The 16,559-nt window shown below is 72.8% G+C and carries 13 protein-coding genes and 1 pseudogene; 10 read left to right on the forward strand and 4 right to left on the reverse strand.

Annotated features, from left to right (window positions below):
- Nucleotides 1–59 precede the first annotated feature (59 nt).
- From AQJ66_RS35745 to rhaI, 3 genes are all read right to left on the reverse strand, one after another.
- A complete protein-coding gene (locus AQJ66_RS35745) occupies nt 60–1,508 on the reverse strand; it encodes a rhamnulokinase (RefSeq protein WP_208611533.1) in 1,449 nt (482 codons plus the stop codon).
- On the reverse strand, nt 1,505–3,544 hold the full coding sequence (locus tag AQJ66_RS35750; RefSeq protein ID WP_061930848.1) for a bifunctional rhamnulose-1-phosphate aldolase/short-chain dehydrogenase: 2,040 nt from the start codon (nt 3,542–3,544) through the stop codon (nt 1,505–1,507). Before AQJ66_RS35750 ends, AQJ66_RS35745 begins: the two co-directional genes overlap by 4 nt.
- Nucleotides 3,545–3,680: 136 nt before the next feature.
- Nucleotides 3,681–4,841 (reverse strand): L-rhamnose isomerase, encoded by a 1,161-nt coding sequence (gene rhaI / locus AQJ66_RS35755; protein ID WP_061930852.1) that lies wholly within the window; start codon nt 4,839–4,841, stop codon nt 3,681–3,683.
- 257 nt (nt 4,842–5,098) lie between these two features.
- Between rhaI and AQJ66_RS35760 the strand changes: the two genes are divergently transcribed.
- The 9 genes and pseudogenes from AQJ66_RS35760 to AQJ66_RS35800 all read left to right on the forward strand — a co-directional run bounded on the left by AQJ66_RS35760 (nt 5,099) and on the right by AQJ66_RS35800 (nt 14,323).
- On the forward strand, nt 5,099–6,616 hold the full coding sequence (locus tag AQJ66_RS35760; protein WP_061930855.1) for a sugar ABC transporter ATP-binding protein: 1,518 nt from the start codon (nt 5,099–5,101) through the stop codon (nt 6,614–6,616).
- A complete protein-coding gene (locus AQJ66_RS35765; RefSeq protein WP_061930857.1) occupies nt 6,613–7,683 on the forward strand; it encodes an ABC transporter permease in 1,071 nt (356 codons plus the stop codon). Before AQJ66_RS35760 ends, AQJ66_RS35765 begins: the two co-directional genes overlap by 4 nt.
- On the forward strand, nt 7,676–8,668 hold the full coding sequence (locus AQJ66_RS35770; RefSeq protein ID WP_061930860.1) for an ABC transporter permease: 993 nt from the start codon (nt 7,676–7,678) through the stop codon (nt 8,666–8,668). Before AQJ66_RS35765 ends, AQJ66_RS35770 begins: the two co-directional genes overlap by 8 nt.
- Nucleotides 8,669–8,717: 49 nt before the next feature.
- Nucleotides 8,718–9,797, forward strand: a complete 1,080-nt coding sequence (rhaS, locus tag AQJ66_RS35775) for a rhamnose ABC transporter substrate-binding protein (protein ID WP_061930864.1) — start codon at nt 8,718–8,720, stop codon at nt 9,795–9,797.
- Between the two features lie 16 nt (nt 9,798–9,813).
- Complete coding sequence (locus AQJ66_RS35780; protein ID WP_061930867.1) at nt 9,814–10,155, forward strand: L-rhamnose mutarotase; 342 nt, start codon at nt 9,814–9,816, stop codon at nt 10,153–10,155.
- A 191-nt stretch (nt 10,156–10,346) separates the two neighbouring features.
- Nucleotides 10,347–10,892: pseudogene (locus AQJ66_RS35785) on the forward strand (BNR-4 repeat-containing protein); the annotation flags it as partial.
- Nucleotides 10,893–10,983: 91 nt separating this feature from the next.
- The gene (locus tag AQJ66_RS35790; protein ID WP_061930870.1) at nt 10,984–12,009 is read left to right on the forward strand and encodes a LacI family DNA-binding transcriptional regulator; all 1,026 of its coding nucleotides are present in this window, start codon (nt 10,984–10,986) and stop codon (nt 12,007–12,009) included.
- Nucleotides 12,010–12,105: 96 nt separating this feature from the next.
- Nucleotides 12,106–13,407, forward strand: coding sequence for an alpha/beta fold hydrolase (locus tag AQJ66_RS35795; RefSeq protein ID WP_061930873.1), 1,302 nt, complete (start codon nt 12,106–12,108; stop codon nt 13,405–13,407).
- Between the two features lie 58 nt (nt 13,408–13,465).
- On the forward strand, nt 13,466–14,323 hold the full coding sequence (locus AQJ66_RS35800; protein ID WP_061930876.1) for a pentapeptide repeat-containing protein: 858 nt from the start codon (nt 13,466–13,468) through the stop codon (nt 14,321–14,323).
- Here AQJ66_RS35800 and AQJ66_RS35805 read toward each other — a convergent pair.
- Nucleotides 14,285–15,838 (reverse strand): cytochrome P450, encoded by a 1,554-nt coding sequence (locus AQJ66_RS35805; protein ID WP_061930888.1) that lies wholly within the window; start codon nt 15,836–15,838, stop codon nt 14,285–14,287. The two genes, AQJ66_RS35800 and AQJ66_RS35805, sit on opposite strands and share 39 nt — an antisense overlap.
- Before the next feature lie 120 nt (nt 15,839–15,958).
- Between AQJ66_RS35805 and AQJ66_RS35810 the strand changes: the two genes are divergently transcribed.
- A partial coding sequence (locus AQJ66_RS35810) for a TetR/AcrR family transcriptional regulator (protein ID WP_061930879.1) occupies nt 15,959–16,559 on the forward strand: 601 nt, incomplete at its 3' end.

Raw genomic sequence — 16,559 nt, forward strand, 5'->3', positions numbered from 1 at the left:
GGTCGATCATCGGACGAGTGCAGGGTACTGGGCGCGAACCGCCCGGGGCAGGGCACGGCTCACCGCGCGGCGAGCCGCGCCGCCGCCTCCCGCCAGGGCCCGGTGCCGCCCCGGGGCGTGTACCGGGTCAGCGGCTGGGTGCGGGCCAGCAGCCCGCGCAGCGCGGCGAGGTCGCCGGCCAGCCCGTGGGCGCGGGCCTGCACCAGGACGTTGCCGAGGGCCGCCGCCTCCGTCGCGCCCGCCACCACCGGCAGCCCGCACGCGTCGGCCGTGAGCTGGCACAGCAGGGCGTTGCGGGTGCCGCCGCCGACGACGTACACCACGTCCACCGGATGGTCGGCCAGCCGCTGCGCCTCCCGGACCGCCCGGCGGTGGGCGAGCGCCAGGGAGTCGAGGATGCAGCGGGTGATCTCGCCACGGCCGCTCGGCACCGGCTGTCCCGAGGCGCGGCAGGCCTCGGCGATCCGCTCCGGCATCCGGCCGGGCGCGAGGAACGCCTCGTCGCCGGCGTCCACCACCGATCGCAGCGCCGGCGCCCCGGCCGCCTCCCGCAGCAGCACTTCCACGTCCGGCTCGCCCCAGGCGCGCTGGCACTCCTGCAGCAGCCACAGCCCCATGATGTTGCGCAGGAAGCGCACGGTGCCGTCGAGGCCGAGCTCGTTGGTGAAGTTCGCGGCCCGGCTCTCCTCGGTCAGCACGGGCGCGTCCAGCTCCAGGCCGGCCAGCGACCAGGTGCCGGTGCAGATGTACGCGAACCGCTCGCCTCCCGCGGGCACGGCGGCCACCGCCGAGGCGGTGTCGTGCGAACCGACGGCGGTCACCGGTACGGGACCGGTGAGCCCGGTCTCCTCCAGCACCTCCGGCCGCAGCAGCCCCGCGGGGTCACCCGGCTGCCGCAGCGGGGGGAACAGGGTGAGGTCGATGCCCAGCCGCTCGGCGACGCCGTACGCCCAGGTCCGCGTCCGCGGGTCGATCAGCTGGGTGGTGGAGGCGTTGGTCAGCTCGGTGCCCTGCTCGCCGGTCAGCCAGTACGTCAGCAGGTCCGGCACGAGCAACAGCCGCCGCGCGCGGGCGAACTGGGGCCTGGAGCGGGCGGCCACCAGCTGGTACAGGGTGTTGAAGGGGGCGTACTGCAGGCCCGTCGCCGCGTACAGCTCGGCGGGCGGCACGGTCGCCCAGACCTGCTCCGCGACGCCCTCGGTGCGGGCGTCGCGGTAGTGCACCGGGTTGCCGAGCAGCGCGCCGTCGGCGTCCAGCAGGCCGTGGTCGACGGCCCAGCTGTCGATGCCCACGGAGTCCACCCGGCCCGCCGCCCGCAGCCCGTCCAGGACACCCGCGTACAGGCCGAGGATGTCCCAGCGCAGCCCCTCCGGCACCCGCACCGGCCGGTTGGGGAACCGGTGCGCCTCGGTCAGCTCCAGGGTGTCGGGCCCGACCCGTCCGACCATCACGCGCCCGCTGGACGCGCCGAGGTCGACGGCGGCGTACGACTTCACGCCCCCGCTCATCGCAGGAACGCGGCGGCCACACCCGCGTCCACGGGGATGTGCAGGCCGGTGGTGTGGGAGAGGTCCCCGCCGGTCAGCGCGAAGACGGCGCCCGCGACGTGCTCGGGCAGCACCTCGCGCTTCAGGAGGGTCCGCTGGGCGTAGAACTCGCCGAGCCTCTCCTCCGCCACCCCGTAGACGGCGGCCCGCTGGGCGCCCCAGCCGCCCGCGAAGATCCCCGAGCCGCGCACCACACCGTCCGGATTGACGCCGTTGACCCGGATCCCGTGCTCGCCCAGCTCGGCGGCGAGCAGCCGCACCTGGTGGGCCTGGTCGGCCTTGGTGGCGGAGTACGCGATGTTGTTCGGGCCGGCGAAGACGGCGTTCTTGGAGGCGATGTAGACGATGTCCCCGCCCAGCCCCTGGGCGGTCATCACCCGGGCCGCCTCCCGCGACACCAGGAACGACCCGCGCGCCATGATGTCGTGCTGGAGGTCCCAGTCCTTCGCGGACGTCTCCAGCAGCGGCTTGGAGATGGAGATGCCGGCGTTGTTGACGACCAGGTCGACGCCGCCGAAGGCGAGCACCGCCGCCCGGAAGGCAGCGGCGATCTGCTCCTCGGAGGTGACGTCCACGGTGACGGCGACGGCCTTGTCCGGTCCGCCCAGCTCCTCGGCCACCGCCGCGGCGTTGCCGCCGTCGAGGTCCGCGACGACGACACAGGCCCCCTCGGCGACGAGCCGGTGCGCGATGGCCTTGCCGATGCCGCTGCCGGCGCCGGTGACGAGCGCGACGCGCGTCGCCAGCGGCTTCGGCTCGGGCATCCGCTGGAGCTTCGCCTCCTCCAGCGCCCAGTACTCGATCCGGAACTTCTCCGACTCCTCGATGGGCGCGTACGTGGACACCGCCTCGGCGCCGCGCATGACGTTGATCGCGTTGACGTAGAACTCGCCGGCCACCCGGGCGGTCTGCTTGTCCTTGCCGAAGGAGAACATGCCCACGCCGGGCACGAGCACGATCGCCGGGTCGGCGCCGCGCATGGCGGGGGAGCCGGGCAGAGCATGGCACTTGTAGTACGCCGCGTACTCCTCCCGGTAGACGGCGTGCAGCTCCTTCAGCCGGGCGACCGCCTCCTCCAGGGGCGCGGCCGGCGGCAGGTCCAGCACGAGCGGCCGCACCTTCGTGCGCAGGAAGTGGTCGGGACACGAGGTGCCGAGCGCCGCGAGCCGGGGGTGCTCGGTACGGGCCAGGAAGTCGAGGACGACGCCGGAGTCGGTGAAGTGCCCGACCTGCGGCCTGTCCTGGGAGGCGAGCGCCCGGACGTACGGCGCGAGCGCGGCGGCCCGCTCCCTGCGCTCGCCCTCGGGCAGCGCCTGGTGGCCCTCGAGCACCGGGCCGAAGGGCTCGGCCTTGCCCCTCTCGGCGAGGAAGGCCTCCGCGGTGCGGATGATGTGCAGCGAGTTGCGCTCGCACTCCTCGGAGGTGTCGCCCCAGGCGGTGATGCCGTGCCCGCCGAGGACGCAGCCGATCGCCTGCGGGTGGGCGGCCTTGACCGCGGCGATGTCCAGCCCGAGCTGGAAGCCCGGCCGCCGCCACGGCACCCACACCACGCCGTCCCCGAAGCACTCGGCGGTCAGCTTCTCCCCGTCGGCGGCACACGCGAGCGCGATGCCCGAGTCCGGGTGCAGGTGGTCCACGTGCGGGGCGTCCACCAGCCCGTGCATGGCGGTGTCGATCGACGGCGCGGCCCCGCCCTTGCCGTGCAGGCAGTAGTCGAACGCGGCGACCATCTCGTCCTCGCGCTCGACTCCGGGGTACACCTCGACGAGCGCCCGCAGCCGGTCCAGCCGCAGCACGGCCAGCCCGGCCCCGGTCAGCGTTCCGAGGTCGCCCCCGGACCCCTTGACCCACATGAGCTCGACGTCGCCGCCGGTGACGGGGTCGGTGCCGGTGCCTTTCGCGGACGCGTTGCCGCCGGCGTAGTTGGTGTTGCGCGGATCGGAGCCGAGCCGGTGGGAGCGGGAGAGCAGGGCTTCGGCTTCGGGATGGGTGGTCATACCTAGGGGTTCCTTTTCGAGAGAGGGGGGCGATTCAGAAGGGGCACGAGGCTGTGTCGACATGCGGCTCCGCCGGGCGGGCGCGAGCGACCACAGCGGACGCGCACCCCGCGACGGCGCTCACCGGGCAGACGCTCTACGCCCCCCACCCGGCCTGCTCTCCACCCACCCGCTCAGCGACGATCTTCTCGGCCCACCCCGACCGCGCGTACGCGGCCGGCGGCTCGGGGTCGAGCCCCATCTCCTCGCGCACCTCGCGCAGCAGCGGACGCACGTCCGTGTTGTACGCGTCCATCAGCACGGCGTTCGCCCCCAGCACGTCACCGGCGGCCTGAGCCGCGGCCAGCGCCGGCCGGTCGACCAGCAGCGCCTTGGCGGTGGCCTCCTGCACGTTCATCACCGACCGGATGATCGCGGGGATCTTCGCCTCGATGTTGTGGCACTGGTCGAGCATGAACGCGACCTCGGAGGTGAGGCCACCCCCGCGCACCACCTCGTACATGATCCGGAACAGCTGGAAGGGGTCGGCGGCCCCCACCATCAGGTCGTCGTCGGCGTAGAACCGCGAGTTGAAGTCGAACCCGCCGAGCTTCCCCTCCCGCAGCAGCGTGGCGACGATGAACTCGATGTTGGTGCCGGGCGCGTGGTGGCCGGTGTCGACGACGACCTGCGCCTGCGGGCCGAGCTTCAGGCAGTGGGCGTAGGCCGTGCCCCAGTCGGGGACGTCCGTCGTGTAGAAGGCCGGCTCGAAGAACTTGTACTCCAGCAGCATCCGCTGTCCTTCGCCGAGCCGCGCGTACACCTCGGCCAGCCCCTCGGCCAGCCGGTCCTGCCGGGCCCGGATGTCGTCCTGGCCGGGGTAGTTCGTGCCGTCCGCGAACCACAGCTTCAGGTCCCGCGACCCGGTCGCGTCCATGATGCCGACGCACTCCAGCAGGTGGTCGACGGCCTTGCGCCGGACCGCCGCGTCCGGGTGGCAGATGCTGCCCAGCCTGTAGTCGTCGTCCTGGAAGGTGTTGGAGTTGATCGCGCCCAGCCGGACACCGCGCTCCTCGGCGTGCCTGGCCAGGGCCGCGTAGTCCTGGACCCGGTCCCAGGGGATGTGCAGCGCGACGGTCGGGGCCACGCCGGTGAACTCGTGCACCTTCGCGGCGTCGTCCAGTTTCTCGTAGGGGTCGCGTGGCACTCCCGGCTGGGCGAACACCTTGAAGCGGGTGCCCGAGTTCCCGTACGCCCACGACGGCGTCTCGATGGCCTGGCTCTTGAGGGCGTCCTTCACCGCGGTGAGGTCGGTCACTGGGGCTCCTGGGGGGTCCGGTGGAAAGTCGCAGCGTGTGAAACGATTCAGAACGGCAAGCTATGAGCCGCTCGTCGGGGTGTCAAGCGTTCCGGCCCACGCGGTTTTCCGTGACTCGTCCGTGACCTCAATCTCTCGAAACTTTTTCGACACGGACCCATTGACGTGACATGCCGGACCTGCCTAACGTCCCGGCAATCCAGTTGAAACCTTTCACAACGCCGGGGCGGCGCCTCCGGTGTCGTCGAGGAGCCCCCATGACCCACCCGCCTGACCCGGGACCGGCCCCGGTGCTGGCCCTGAGGGACGTCACCAAGTCCTTCGGGGCCGTCCGCGCCCTGCGGGGCGTCTCCCTGGAGCTGTTCCCCGGCGAGGTGCACGCCCTCGCCGGGGAGAACGGCGCGGGCAAGTCGACCCTGATCAAGACCCTCGCCGGGGTGCACCGGCCGGATGCCGGGCAGGTGCTGCTCGACGGCGAGCCCGTCGTCTTCCACGGTCCCGGCGACGCCCGCGACGCCGGCATCGCCGTGATCTACCAGGAACCGACGCTCTTCCCGGACCTGTCCATCGCCGAGAACATCTTCATGGGCCGCCGTCCCCGGCGGGCCCTCGGCCGCATCGACCACAAGGCCACGCACGCGGCCACCGCCGCCCTCATGAAGCGGCTCGGCGTCGACCTCGATCCCGACCGGCCGGCGCGCGGTCTGTCCATCGCCGACCAGCAGATCGTGGAGATCGCCAAGGCGCTCTCCTTCGACGCCCGGGTCCTGATCATGGACGAACCGACCGCCGCCCTCACCGGCAGCGAGGTCGCCCGGCTGTTCGGGGTCGTGCGCACCCTTCGCGAGCAGGGCGCGGCGGTGCTGTTCATCTCGCACCGGCTGGAGGAGATCTTCGAGATCTGCCAGCGGGTGACCACGCTGCGGGACGGCGCCCGGATCGCCGGCGAGCCGCTCGCCGGCATGACCGAGGACGACCTGGTCCGCCGGATGGTCGGCCGCGACCTGGACGAGCTCTACCCCAAGCAGGACGTCACCCCCGGCGAGGTCGCCCTCAGCGTGCGCCGGCTGACCCGCGAGGGCGTCTTCACCGACGTCTCCTTCGAGGTCCGGTGCGGTGAGATCGTGGGCCTGGCCGGACTCGTCGGCGCCGGCCGCACCGAGGTCGCCCGGGCCGTGTTCGGCATCGACCGCTGGGACGCCGGAGAGGTCGAGGTCGACGGGCGCCGGCTCGCCAACGGCGCGCCCTCCATCGCCATGGCCGCCGGCCTCGCCCTGGTCCCCGAGGACCGGCGCGCCCAGGGCCTGGTGATGGACATGTCCATCGAGCGCAACATCGGCCTGACCGGCCTGCGCACGACCGTGCGGGCCGGCCTGGTGGACCGGGGCGCCGAGCGCAGCCGGTCCCTGGACTGGGCGGTCAAGCTCCAGGTGAAGTACGCCCGGATCGCCGACGCCGTCTCCACCCTGTCGGGCGGCAACCAGCAGAAGGTCGTCCTCGCCAAGTGGCTCGCCACCGGCCCGAAGGTGCTCATCGTCGACGAGCCCACGCGCGGCATCGACGTCGGCACCAAGGCCGAGGTGCACCGGCTGCTGTCCCAGCTGGCCGCCGACGGGGTGGCGGTCCTGATGATCTCCTCCGACCTGCCCGAGATCCTCGGCATGGCCGACCGCGTGCTGGTGATGCACGAGGGCCGGCTCACCGCCGAGATCCCCCGCTCCGACGCCACCGAGGAAACCGTGATGGCCGCAGCCACCGGGAGGGCCGCCGCATGACGGTGACCACCCCGAACCCGACCCCCCTCGCCGAGGCACCCCCGTCCAGCGGCACCCGGCTGGTGGACCGCGTCTTCAGGATGCGCGAACTCGCCATCCTGGCCGTCTTCCTCGTCATGATCGCCGTCACCCAGGCCGGCAACAGCGAGTTCCTGTCGGAGCAGGGCGTCAAGGACCTGCTGCTCAACGCCACGATCCTGGTGCTGGTCGCCACCGGCCAGTCCCTGGTCGTCATCACCAGGAACGTCGACCTGTCGGTGGGCTCCACCCTCGGCATCACCGCCTTCGCCGCCGGCGACTACCTGCACGGCGGCGGCAACCCCGTGGTGGCGGTCGTGCTGGCCGTCCTGCTCGGCGTCGGCTTCGGCCTGCTCAACGGCCTGCTCGTCAGCCTCGGCCAGGTGCCCGCCCTCGTCGTCACGCTCGGCACCCTCTACATCATCCGGGGCGTGGACTCCATCTGGGTCGGCTCCCGGCAGATCACCGCGGCCGACCTCCCCGGCGGTTTCGTGGACTTCGGCTCCGGCGGGATCTCGGCGGTCCCCTGGCTCGCCCTCATCGCCCTCGCCGTGCTCGCCGCCACCGCCTACTACCTCAAGCACTACGGCAGCGGACGCGAGCTGTACGCCCTCGGCTCCAACCCCGAGGCGGCCCGCCTGGCCGGCATCCCCGTCCGCAAGCGGATCCTGGCCGCCTACACCGTCTGCGGCGCGCTCGCCGGACTCGCCGGCGCCATGTACCTGGCCCGGTTCGGCAACGTCGACTCCGGCACCGGCAACGGCTACGAACTCACCGTCGTCAGCGCGGTCGTGGTCGGCGGCGTCGCCTTCACCGGCGGCTCCGGCAGCGTCTACGGCGCCGCCCTCGGCGGCCTGCTGCTCACCTCCGTCAACAGCGTGCTGCCCGCGCTCGGCGTCAGCTCCGTGTGGGTGCTCGCCATCAACGGCGTCCTGCTGCTGCTCGCCATCGCGGTCGACCGGATCGTCGCCCTGCGCGTGGCCGCCGCCCTGAAGAAGAGGTCCGCCCGGCGGCGGACCGCTCCGACGAAGGAGAACGCCGGTGCCTGAGTCCCTGACCCGCGCCGTCCGCTGGGACACGGTCGTCGGAGCGCTGCTGATCGTGCTGTTGCTGCTGTCGTTCGGCTTCGTGGACGGCTTCGGCAACTCCCTCAACCTGTCGTTCCTCATCGGCAACACCCTGCCGATCGCGCTGATCGCCCTGCCGATGACCCTGCTGGTGGTCTCCGGCGAGATCGACCTCTCGGTCGCCTCCACGGCCGGGCTGTCCGGGGCGGTGATGGGCAGGCTGTGGAACGGCGGCATGGCCATCGAGACGATCATCCCGCTGTGCCTGCTGCTGGGCGTGGTCTGCGGGCTGGTCAACGGCCTGCTGGTGACCCGGCTCGGGCTGCCGTCCCTCGCCGTCACCATCGGCACCCTCGCCGCCTACCGGGGCATCGCGCAGATCGTCCTCGGCTCCGACGCCGTGACCGACTTCCCCGCCCGGTACCTGGACTTCGCGGCCGGCCGCCTCGGCGGTTCCTTCCTGCCGCAGGCCTTCCCGCCCTTCCTGGTGCTGCTCGCGGTCGCGGTGGTCGTCCTGCACGCCACCGCGTTCGGCCGGTCGCTGTTCGCGATCGGCGCCAGCGAGGAGGCGGCGCGTTTCGCCGGCATCCGGGTGAAGCGCAGCAAGTTGGTCCTCTTCGTCGCCACCGGTGTGATGTCCGCGCTCACCGGCGTCTTCTGGGCCCTGCACTACGCCAGCGCCCGCTACGACAACGCCACCGGACTCGAACTCTCCGTCGTCGCCGCGGTGCTGCTGGGCGGCATCGACTTCGACGGCGGCAAGGGCACGCTCGGCGGTGCGATCGCCGGCGTGTTCCTGCTGGGGGCGCTGCAGAACGTGATGAGCCTGCTGAACGTCTCCGCCCAGTCGCAGATCGTCGTCACCGGCGTGCTGCTCGTCGTCTCCGTGCTCGGCCCCCGGGTCGCACGGCAGATCACCGTGGCGAGGGCGGGCCGCCGGGCCGCCGCCTCGACCCCGACGCCGTAACCCCCGCACCGCCCGCCCCTCCCACCCGTCCTCGTAAAGGAACTCCGCCATGCGCACCTCCACGCTCCGCCGCACCTGCGCGGCCCTGGCCGCCGCCACCTCGCTCGCTCTCGCCGCCACCGCCTGCGGGGGCACCACCAAGAGCGACGTCAAGGACGACTCCGCCTCCGCGGCCACCGCCGGCAAGGCGGACCCGAACGCCGCCACCAAGAAGGGCCTGACCGTCGGCTTCCTGCCCAAGCAGGTCAACAACCCGTACTTCACCAGCGCCGACAAGGGCGGCGAGAAGGCCCTGGCCGAGCTGGGCTCGAAGTACAAGGAGGTGGGCCCGTCCAGCGCCACCGACACCTCCGGCCAGGTCTCCTACGTCAACACCCTCACCCAGCAGCAGGTCAACGCCATCGCCGTGTCCGCGCAGGACCCGGGCGCGCTGTGCACCGCGCTGAAGCAGGCCATGACCAACGGCATCAAGGTCGTCACCTACGACTCCGACACCAATCCCGGCTGCCGCAACGCCTTCATCTCACAGGCCTCCGCCGAGGACCTGGGCCGTACCGAGGTGCAGCTGCTGGCGAAGCAGATCGGTTACAAGGGCGAGATCGCGATTCTGTCGGCCGCGCAGACCGCGACCAACCAGAACACCTGGATCGGCTACATGAAGGACGAGCTGAAGGACCCGAAGTACAAGAACGTCAAGCTGGTCAAGGTCGCCTACGGCAACGACGACGCCCAGCAGTCCTTCCAGCAGACCCAGGGCCTGCTCCAGGAGCACCCGAACCTGAAGGGGATCATCTCCCCGACCACCGTCGGCATCAAGGCCGCCGCCCAGTACCTGTCGGGCTCCAAGTACAAGGGCAGGGTCAAGCTGACCGGCCTCGGCACCCCCAACGACATGCGCAAGTACGTCAAGAACGGCACCGTCGACGCGTTCGAGCTGTGGGACCCGGCCAAGCTCGGCGACCTGGCCGCCCGCGCCGCCGTCGCCCTCGCCTCCGGGCAGATCAGCGGCAAGGAGGGGGAGACCTTCAAGGCCGGCTCCACCACCTACACCATCGGCAAGGACGGCGTGATCAGCCTCGGCAAGCCGACCGTGTTCGACGCCGAGAACATCGACCAGTTCGACTTCTGATCGCGGAGCGGTACTGATGCAGCGCGTCTGTTTCCTGCTCAAGGTCCGCCAGGACCGGATCGCCGAGTACCGCGAACGCCACGCCGCCGTGTGGCCGGAGATGCGCGAGGCGCTCTCGGCCACCGGCTGGCACAACTACTCGCTGTTCCTGCGCGAGGACGGCCTGCTCGTCGGCTACCTGGAGACCGAGGACTTCGAAGCCGCCAAGGCCGGCATGGAGGCGACCGAGGTCAACGCCCGCTGGCAGGCCGAGATGGCCCCCTTCTTCGAGTCGCTCGACGGCACCCGCCCCGACGAGGCGATGAAGCCCCTGACCGAGGTGTTCCACCTCGCCCGACCCGGAGGCACGCGAGGATGAGACGACGTACCCGGCCGGCCGGCTTTCTCCTCGGCGCCGTCACCCCGCCCGCCCCCGGCACCGCACGGGCCGCCGGCCCCGGACCGTCCGTGAAGAGGGCCGGCACCACCGCGCTCGACGCACAGGCCGTCTACTTCGTCTCCTACGACGGCCTGATGAACGACAACTCGTTCCAGAAGAACGGCCTGCTGACCCACCAGGGCACCACGGGCGGCTCCGACCGGGTCGCCGTCACCGACGCCGGACCGGTGGCGGACCCGCTGAACCCGGACCACTCCCTGATGAACCGGGAGAGCCGGTGCACCGATTCGGCCGGCCTGCCGCACGCGATCATCAGCTACGTCCCCGGCCGCTTCGGCCGGTGCACCACGGACCACGTCGCCGACCGCACCGCCCACGGCCGGGCCTTCCACGTCCGCAGGAAATCCGCCGGCACCTGGCCGAAGACGCAGATCGTCCCGCTGCACTCCAGCCGGCGCACCGAACTGGTCCTCGACCGGTACGACAACGCCTACGCGGTCCTGCCCTACGGCCGGATCGCGGGCGCCGCGAAGGCATCCGGCCACACGGACTGGACGCTGCTGTGCGACGGCGCCTGCCTGAACGCCTTCGGCGAGGTCGTGATCGACGAGACGCGGGTGAAGGCGGACGACGACCTGTCGTTCCTGTACCAGGAGAGGTCCGGCGGCACCACACCGTCGCCGCTGCACGTCGTGGACTTCGAACTGCCCAGCTAGCGCCTGCCCCGGTGGGTCGGCCGGCCGGGCCGGTGACGGTAATGTGAGGGGCCACCCGCCGCCCCTCGTCCTTCTGGAGGTCTGAAGCCCGATGGCCCAGTCGGTGGGTATCAAGGACGTCGCCCGTGCCGCCGGAGTGTCGGTCGGCACGGTCTCGAACGTCATCAACCGCCCGGACACCGTCGCCAGCGAGACCCGGGCGCGGGTGCTGTCCGCGATCGACCGGCTCGGCTACGTCCGTAGCGAGTCCGCGCGGCAACTGCGCGCGGGCCGCAGCCGGATCATGGGGCTGCTCGTCCTCGACATGGGCAACCCCTTCTTCGTGGACGTCGCCCGCGGCGCCGAGCGGGCGGCCCGCGAGGCCGGGCTCGGCGTGATGGTCTGCAACAGCGCGCAGAGCCCGGCGGAGGAGGCCGAGTACCTCTCCCTCTTCGCCGAGCAGCGGGTGCGCGGTGTGCTGCTCACGCCCGCGGACGCGACGGGACGCAACATCGAGGCGTTCCGCCGCCACGGCATCCCCTTCGTGCTGGTCGACCGGGTCGCCGAGGGCGCCACCGAGTGCTCGGTCTCCGTCGACGACGTCGCGGGCGGCGCGCTGGCCGTGCGGCACCTGGTGGAGGCCGGGCACCGCTCGATCGCCTACGTCAGCGGTCCGCCCGGGCTCAACCAGGTCCGCGACCGCCGCACCGGCGCCCTGAACGCCCTCGCGGAGGCCGGGCTCGGCCCCGAGTCCCTGCGCGAACTGCCCACCGAGCGCCTCGACGTGGCCGCCGGCCGGGACGCCGGCGCCCGTCTGCTCGGCCTCGCCGACCGGCCGACGGCCGTCTTCTGCGCCAACGACCTGCTCGCCCTCGGTGTGCTGCAGGCCATGTACGCGGCCGGCGTCACCGTCCCGGACGACCTCGCGATCGTCGGCTACGACGACATCGAGTTCGCGGCCGCCGCCGCCGTCCCGCTCACCTCGGTACGGCAGCCCGCCGTCACCATGGGCGCCCTCGCCGCCGAGCTCCTCCTGGAGGAGACGGAGGCGCAGGACAAACCGGCGACGCACGAGCACCGCCGGGTGGTGCTCCAGCCGGAGCTGGTGGTGCGCCGCTCCAGCCTCGCCGCCCGCTGACCCGCCTTCGGCGGCGCTCCGGGATCCCGGCGGCCGGACGCCGCGGACACGTGTGCTGAACTGGGGCGCGACCGACCGTCCGTCCCGGGAGATCCGTTGACCGTCACCTACCGCCAGCCCGGCGTCGTCCTCACCGACCACCGCTTCACCGTGCCCCTGGACCACGCCGACCCCGGGGGCGAGACCATCGAGCTGTACGCCCGGGAGGCCGTCGCGAGCGACAAGGCGGACCGGGACCTGCCGTGGCTGCTGTACCTGCAGGGCGGACCCGGCTTCTGGGCGAACCGTTTCGTCGGCAAGGAGGCCTGGCTCGGCCGCGCCCTGGAGGACTACCGGGTGCTGCTCCTCGACCAGCGCGGCACCGGCCACTCCACGCCCGCCGGCAGGCAGACGCTCCCGCTGCGCGGCGGCCCCGCCGAACAGGCGGCGTATCTCGGTCACTTCCGGGCCGACTCCATCGTCCGCGACTGCGAGCTGATCCGCCGGCGGCTGACCGGCGGCGCCCCCTGGACCGTCCTCGGCCAGAGCTTCGGCGGCTTCTGCACGGTGACCTACCTGTCCCTCGCGCCGGAGGGCCTGGACACCGCGCTGATCACCGGCGGGCTGCCCGCCCTGGACGCACACGCCGACGACGTCTACCGGGCCGCCTACCCGCGCATGGAGCGCAAGGTCACCGCGCACTACGCCCGCTACCCGCAGGACGTCGAACGGGCCCGCCGCATCGCCGAGCACCTGCTGACCCACGACGTGGTCCTGCCCGGCGGCCACCGCCTGACCGCCGAGGCCTTCCAGTCCCTCGGCATCATGCTCGGCACCGGTGACGGCAGCCACCGCCTGCACCACCTCCTGGAACACGCCTTCGTGCCCACACCGCACGCCCCGGAACTGTCGGACGCCTTCCAGGAGCAGGTGCGCAGCCTGCTGTCGTACGCGAGCCACCCCCTGTACGCCCTCGTGCACGAGGCGATCTACGGCCAGGGCGACCGCCCCACCGCCTGGGCCGCGCAGCGGGTGCGCGCCGAGTTCCCGCAGTTCGACGCGGCCCGGACCCTCGCGGGCGACGCGCCGCTGCTCTTCACCGGCGAGACCGTCCACCCCTGGACCTTCGACTGCGACCCCGCCCTGCGCCCGCTGCGCGAGACCGCGGAACTGCTAGCCGCCCGCACCGGCTGGCCCGCCCTGTACGACCCGGTCCGCCTCGCCGCGAACGAGGTCCCGGTCGTCGCCGCCGTCTACCACGACGACCTGTACGTCGACACCGCCCACTCACTGCGCACCGCCCGCGCGATCCGGGGCCTGCGCACCTGGGTCACCGACGAGTACGAGCACGACGGCCTGCGGGCCGGCGCGCCGCGGGTGCTGGACCGGCTGCTGGCGATGGCCCGCGACGAGGTGTGACAGACTCGCGCCCCCGACGGGGTGCGGGGGCGCTTTCGCACGTCAGTAGGGTGTACGCATGGCTGATCGGACGACGGAACTGTCGAACCTGAGCGCTGACTGCGCCTCGTGCTTCGGGCTGTGCTGTGTCGCCCTGCCCTTCGCGCGCTCGGCGGACTTCGCGCTCGACAAGCCCGCCGGGACGCCCTGCCCGAACCTCCGGGCCGACCACCGCTGCGGCATCCACACCCGCCTGCGCGACCAGGGCTTCACCGGCTGCACGGTCTACGACTGCTTCGGCGCCGGTCAGAAGGTCTCCCAGATCACCTTCGGCGGACAGGACTGGCGTACGGGCCCGGACGAGGACGCGCGGCGGATGTTCGACGTGTTCCCGGTCGTCCGGCAGCTCCACGAACTGCTCTGGTACCTCACCGAGGCGCTCGGCCTGCCCGCGGCCCGTCCCGTCCACGCCGACCTGCGCGAGGCGCTGGACCGGACCGAGCGGCTCACTCTGGGGACCCCCGCGGAGCTGGCCGCCCTCGACGTGGCCGCCCACCGGCGGCAGGTCAACGTGCTCCTGCTGCGCACCAGCGACCTGGTCCGGGCGGGCTTCGCGGGCAAGGGCGGCAGGAGCGGCAAAGGCGGCGGGAAGAAGGACCGCCGGGGCGCGGACCTCATGGGCGCCCGGCTGCGCGGCGCCGACCTGCGCGGGGGCAGTCTGCGCGGCGCCTATCTGATCGCCGCCGACCTCACCGGCGCGGACCTGCGCGGAGCCGACATGATCGGCGCCGACCTGCGCGACGCCGACCTGACCGACGCCGACCTGACCGGCGCCTTCTTCCTCACCCAGCCCCAGCTCAACGCGGCTCGCGGCAGCGCGGGCACCCGGCTGCCGGACTCAGTCACCCGCCCGGTGCACTGGGCAGCGCGCGGCTGACCCGGACGCCGGGACGGCGGCCGCGTCCGCCCGCCCGGAGGCGTCGCCGGGCGGGGGAGCGGTGACCGGCGCGGGGGCCGCGCGCCGCTCGAGCCGCAGCCGCAGCCCCTCCGGCATCAGCGTGAGCCGTTCGACGACCCGCAGCCGGTAGTCCGGGTCGGCGCGCAGCTCGTAGCGGCGCAGCAGCAGGCCGAGGACGAGCGTCGCCTCGTGCAGCGCGAACTGGCGGCCGATGCAGGCCCGCGCCCCGGTGCCGAACGGCTTGAAGGTGTGCGGAGGCCGGGCCCGTACCGCCCCGGCGTCGAACCGGTCCGGATCGAACCGCTCGGCGTCCTCGCCCCACACCTGCGGATCGCGGTGCAGCATCGGCGTCAGCACCAGCGCCCACGCGCCGCGCCGCATAGGGTGCTCCCCGGCCAGCACGGTGTCCCGCCGGGCCTCGCGGGCGAAGGCCGGCGCGGTCGGCCACAGCCGCAGCGACTCGTCCAGCACCCGGCGGACGTAGCGCAGCTTGGCCACCAGCTCGTAGCCGGGCCGCTCGGCGCCGCCCCAGACGCGGTCCACCTCCGCGCGGGCCCGGGCCGCGACCTCCGGATGTCGGGCCAGGTAGTACAGGGCGAAGGAGAGCGCACCCGACGTGGTCTCGTGGCCCGCCACCAGGAAGGTGATCACCTGCTTGCGGACGTTCTCGTCCGACAGACGCTCCCCGGTCTCCGGGTGGGCCGTCTCCAGCATGCGGTCCAGCAGGTCGCCGTCCCCGCGGCCGGAGCGGCGCCGGGCCGCGACCAGTGCGTCGACGGTGCGGTTCAGGTGGGCGATGTCCGCGGTGTTGCGCCGCGTGGCGCGCCGCAGCAGCAGCGGCGCGAGCGGGACGGGGACGCTGTTCAGGCGCTGGGCGTGGGTGAGCGTGCCGACCATCGCCGTCACGAAGGGGTGCGGCCGGTCCCGTTCGAAGGAGCCGAAGTCGTGACCGAAGCCGGTCCGGGCGATGGTCTCCAGGGTCAGCCGGGTCATGTCACCGGGCACGTCGACGGTGTGCCCGGCGGCCAGCTCACGGTCCCAGTGCTCGGTCAGCCGGGCGGCGACCGCCAGCATCATCGTGTGGTAGCCCGCCATGGCCTCCCGGCCGAAACCGGGCGCCAGGACGTCGTGCGCCAGCTGCCAGTTGGGCTCGTGGTTGTACGCGGTGAACAGCCCGTCCCCGGCCACCGGGCGGAGATTGGCGACCCCGAGCCCCACGTGCTTGGCGAACCGGGACTCGTCGGCGATGTCGGCGGCGAGCCGGTGACCCCACACGAAGACGAACTCGTTCCCGAACGCCCGGCGCCGGAAGATCGGGCCCAGCCGGCGCGCGTAGCGCATCGAGTCCTGCACGGGCCGGCGCCGGTCGACGCCGAGCACGTCGCCGAGCAGCGGCACCCGGCGCGGCGGATGCGGGATGCGGCGCAGCTCGGGCCAACCCTGCTCGGCGCCCCGGAACCCCTTCGGCAGCCTGGTCCCCGTCGTCTCCGCCATGACGCGATCTCCCTTGACCAGCGGACGGTTGAAGCGGTCACCCACGCGTGTTGTATGTGAGTTCAATAACGAGGCCCAGTGTCGTCCGCTTGTTGAACCGGCGTCAAGTAAAGTGACGGCATGCCCGCGAACCAGGGGGACCGCGCCCGGCGCAGACTCAGCACCGGGGAGCGCCGTGAGCAGCTGCTGTCGGTCGGCGCGCGGCTGTTCTCGGAGAGCCCCTACGACGACGTGTGGATCGAGCAGGTCGCCGAGATCGCCGGGGTCTCCCGGGGACTGCTGTACCACTACTTCCCGACGAAGCGGGACTTCTTCGCGGCGGTCGTGGAGCGGGAGAGCGAGCGGATGCTGCGCATGACGGCGGCCGTGCCGGGGGTGCCGCTGCGCGAGCAGCTCACCGCCGGCCTCGACACCTACCTCGCATACGTGCAGGCCCACGCCCACGGATTCCGTGCCTTCCACCGCGCCGACGCGGCGGGGGACCAGGCCGTGCGCCGCGTCTACCAGCGGGCCCTGGCCGCCCAGGAGCAGCAGATCCTCGCCGCCCTGGCGGCGGACCCCGAGTTCGGGCCCGCCTTCGAGGCCGCCCCGCACCTGCGCCTGGCGGTGCGCGGCTGGCTCGCCTTCGCCACGGCGGTCTGCCTGGAGTGGCTGCGCGACGGGGAGCTGACGCGGGAACAGGTGCGCGACCTGTGCGCGCGGGCCCTGCTGGGGGCCATCG

The sequence above is a fragment of the Streptomyces bungoensis genome, assembly GCF_001514215.1.
GTDB classification, from domain to species: domain Bacteria; phylum Actinomycetota; class Actinomycetes; order Streptomycetales; family Streptomycetaceae; genus Streptomyces; species Streptomyces bungoensis.

Coding starts and splice junctions, on each gene's coding strand:
- AQJ66_RS35805 (WP_061930888.1), bottom strand. CDS start 15,838: ATGGCGGAGACGACGGGGACCAGGCTGCCGAAGGGGTTCCGGGGCGCC.
- AQJ66_RS35745 (WP_208611533.1), bottom strand. CDS start 1,508: ATGAGCGGGGGCGTGAAGTCGTACGCCGCCGTCGACCTCGGCGCGTCC.
- AQJ66_RS35765 (WP_061930857.1), top strand. CDS start 6,613: ATGACGGTGACCACCCCGAACCCGACCCCCCTCGCCGAGGCACCCCCG.
- AQJ66_RS35790 (WP_061930870.1), top strand. CDS start 10,984: ATGGCCCAGTCGGTGGGTATCAAGGACGTCGCCCGTGCCGCCGGAGTG.
- AQJ66_RS35780 (WP_061930867.1), top strand. CDS start 9,814: ATGCAGCGCGTCTGTTTCCTGCTCAAGGTCCGCCAGGACCGGATCGCC.
- AQJ66_RS35800 (WP_061930876.1), top strand. CDS start 13,466: ATGGCTGATCGGACGACGGAACTGTCGAACCTGAGCGCTGACTGCGCC.
- rhaS (WP_061930864.1), top strand. CDS start 8,718: ATGCGCACCTCCACGCTCCGCCGCACCTGCGCGGCCCTGGCCGCCGCC.
- AQJ66_RS35750 (WP_061930848.1), bottom strand. CDS start 3,544: ATGACCACCCATCCCGAAGCCGAAGCCCTGCTCTCCCGCTCCCACCGG.
- AQJ66_RS35760 (WP_061930855.1), top strand. CDS start 5,099: ATGACCCACCCGCCTGACCCGGGACCGGCCCCGGTGCTGGCCCTGAGG.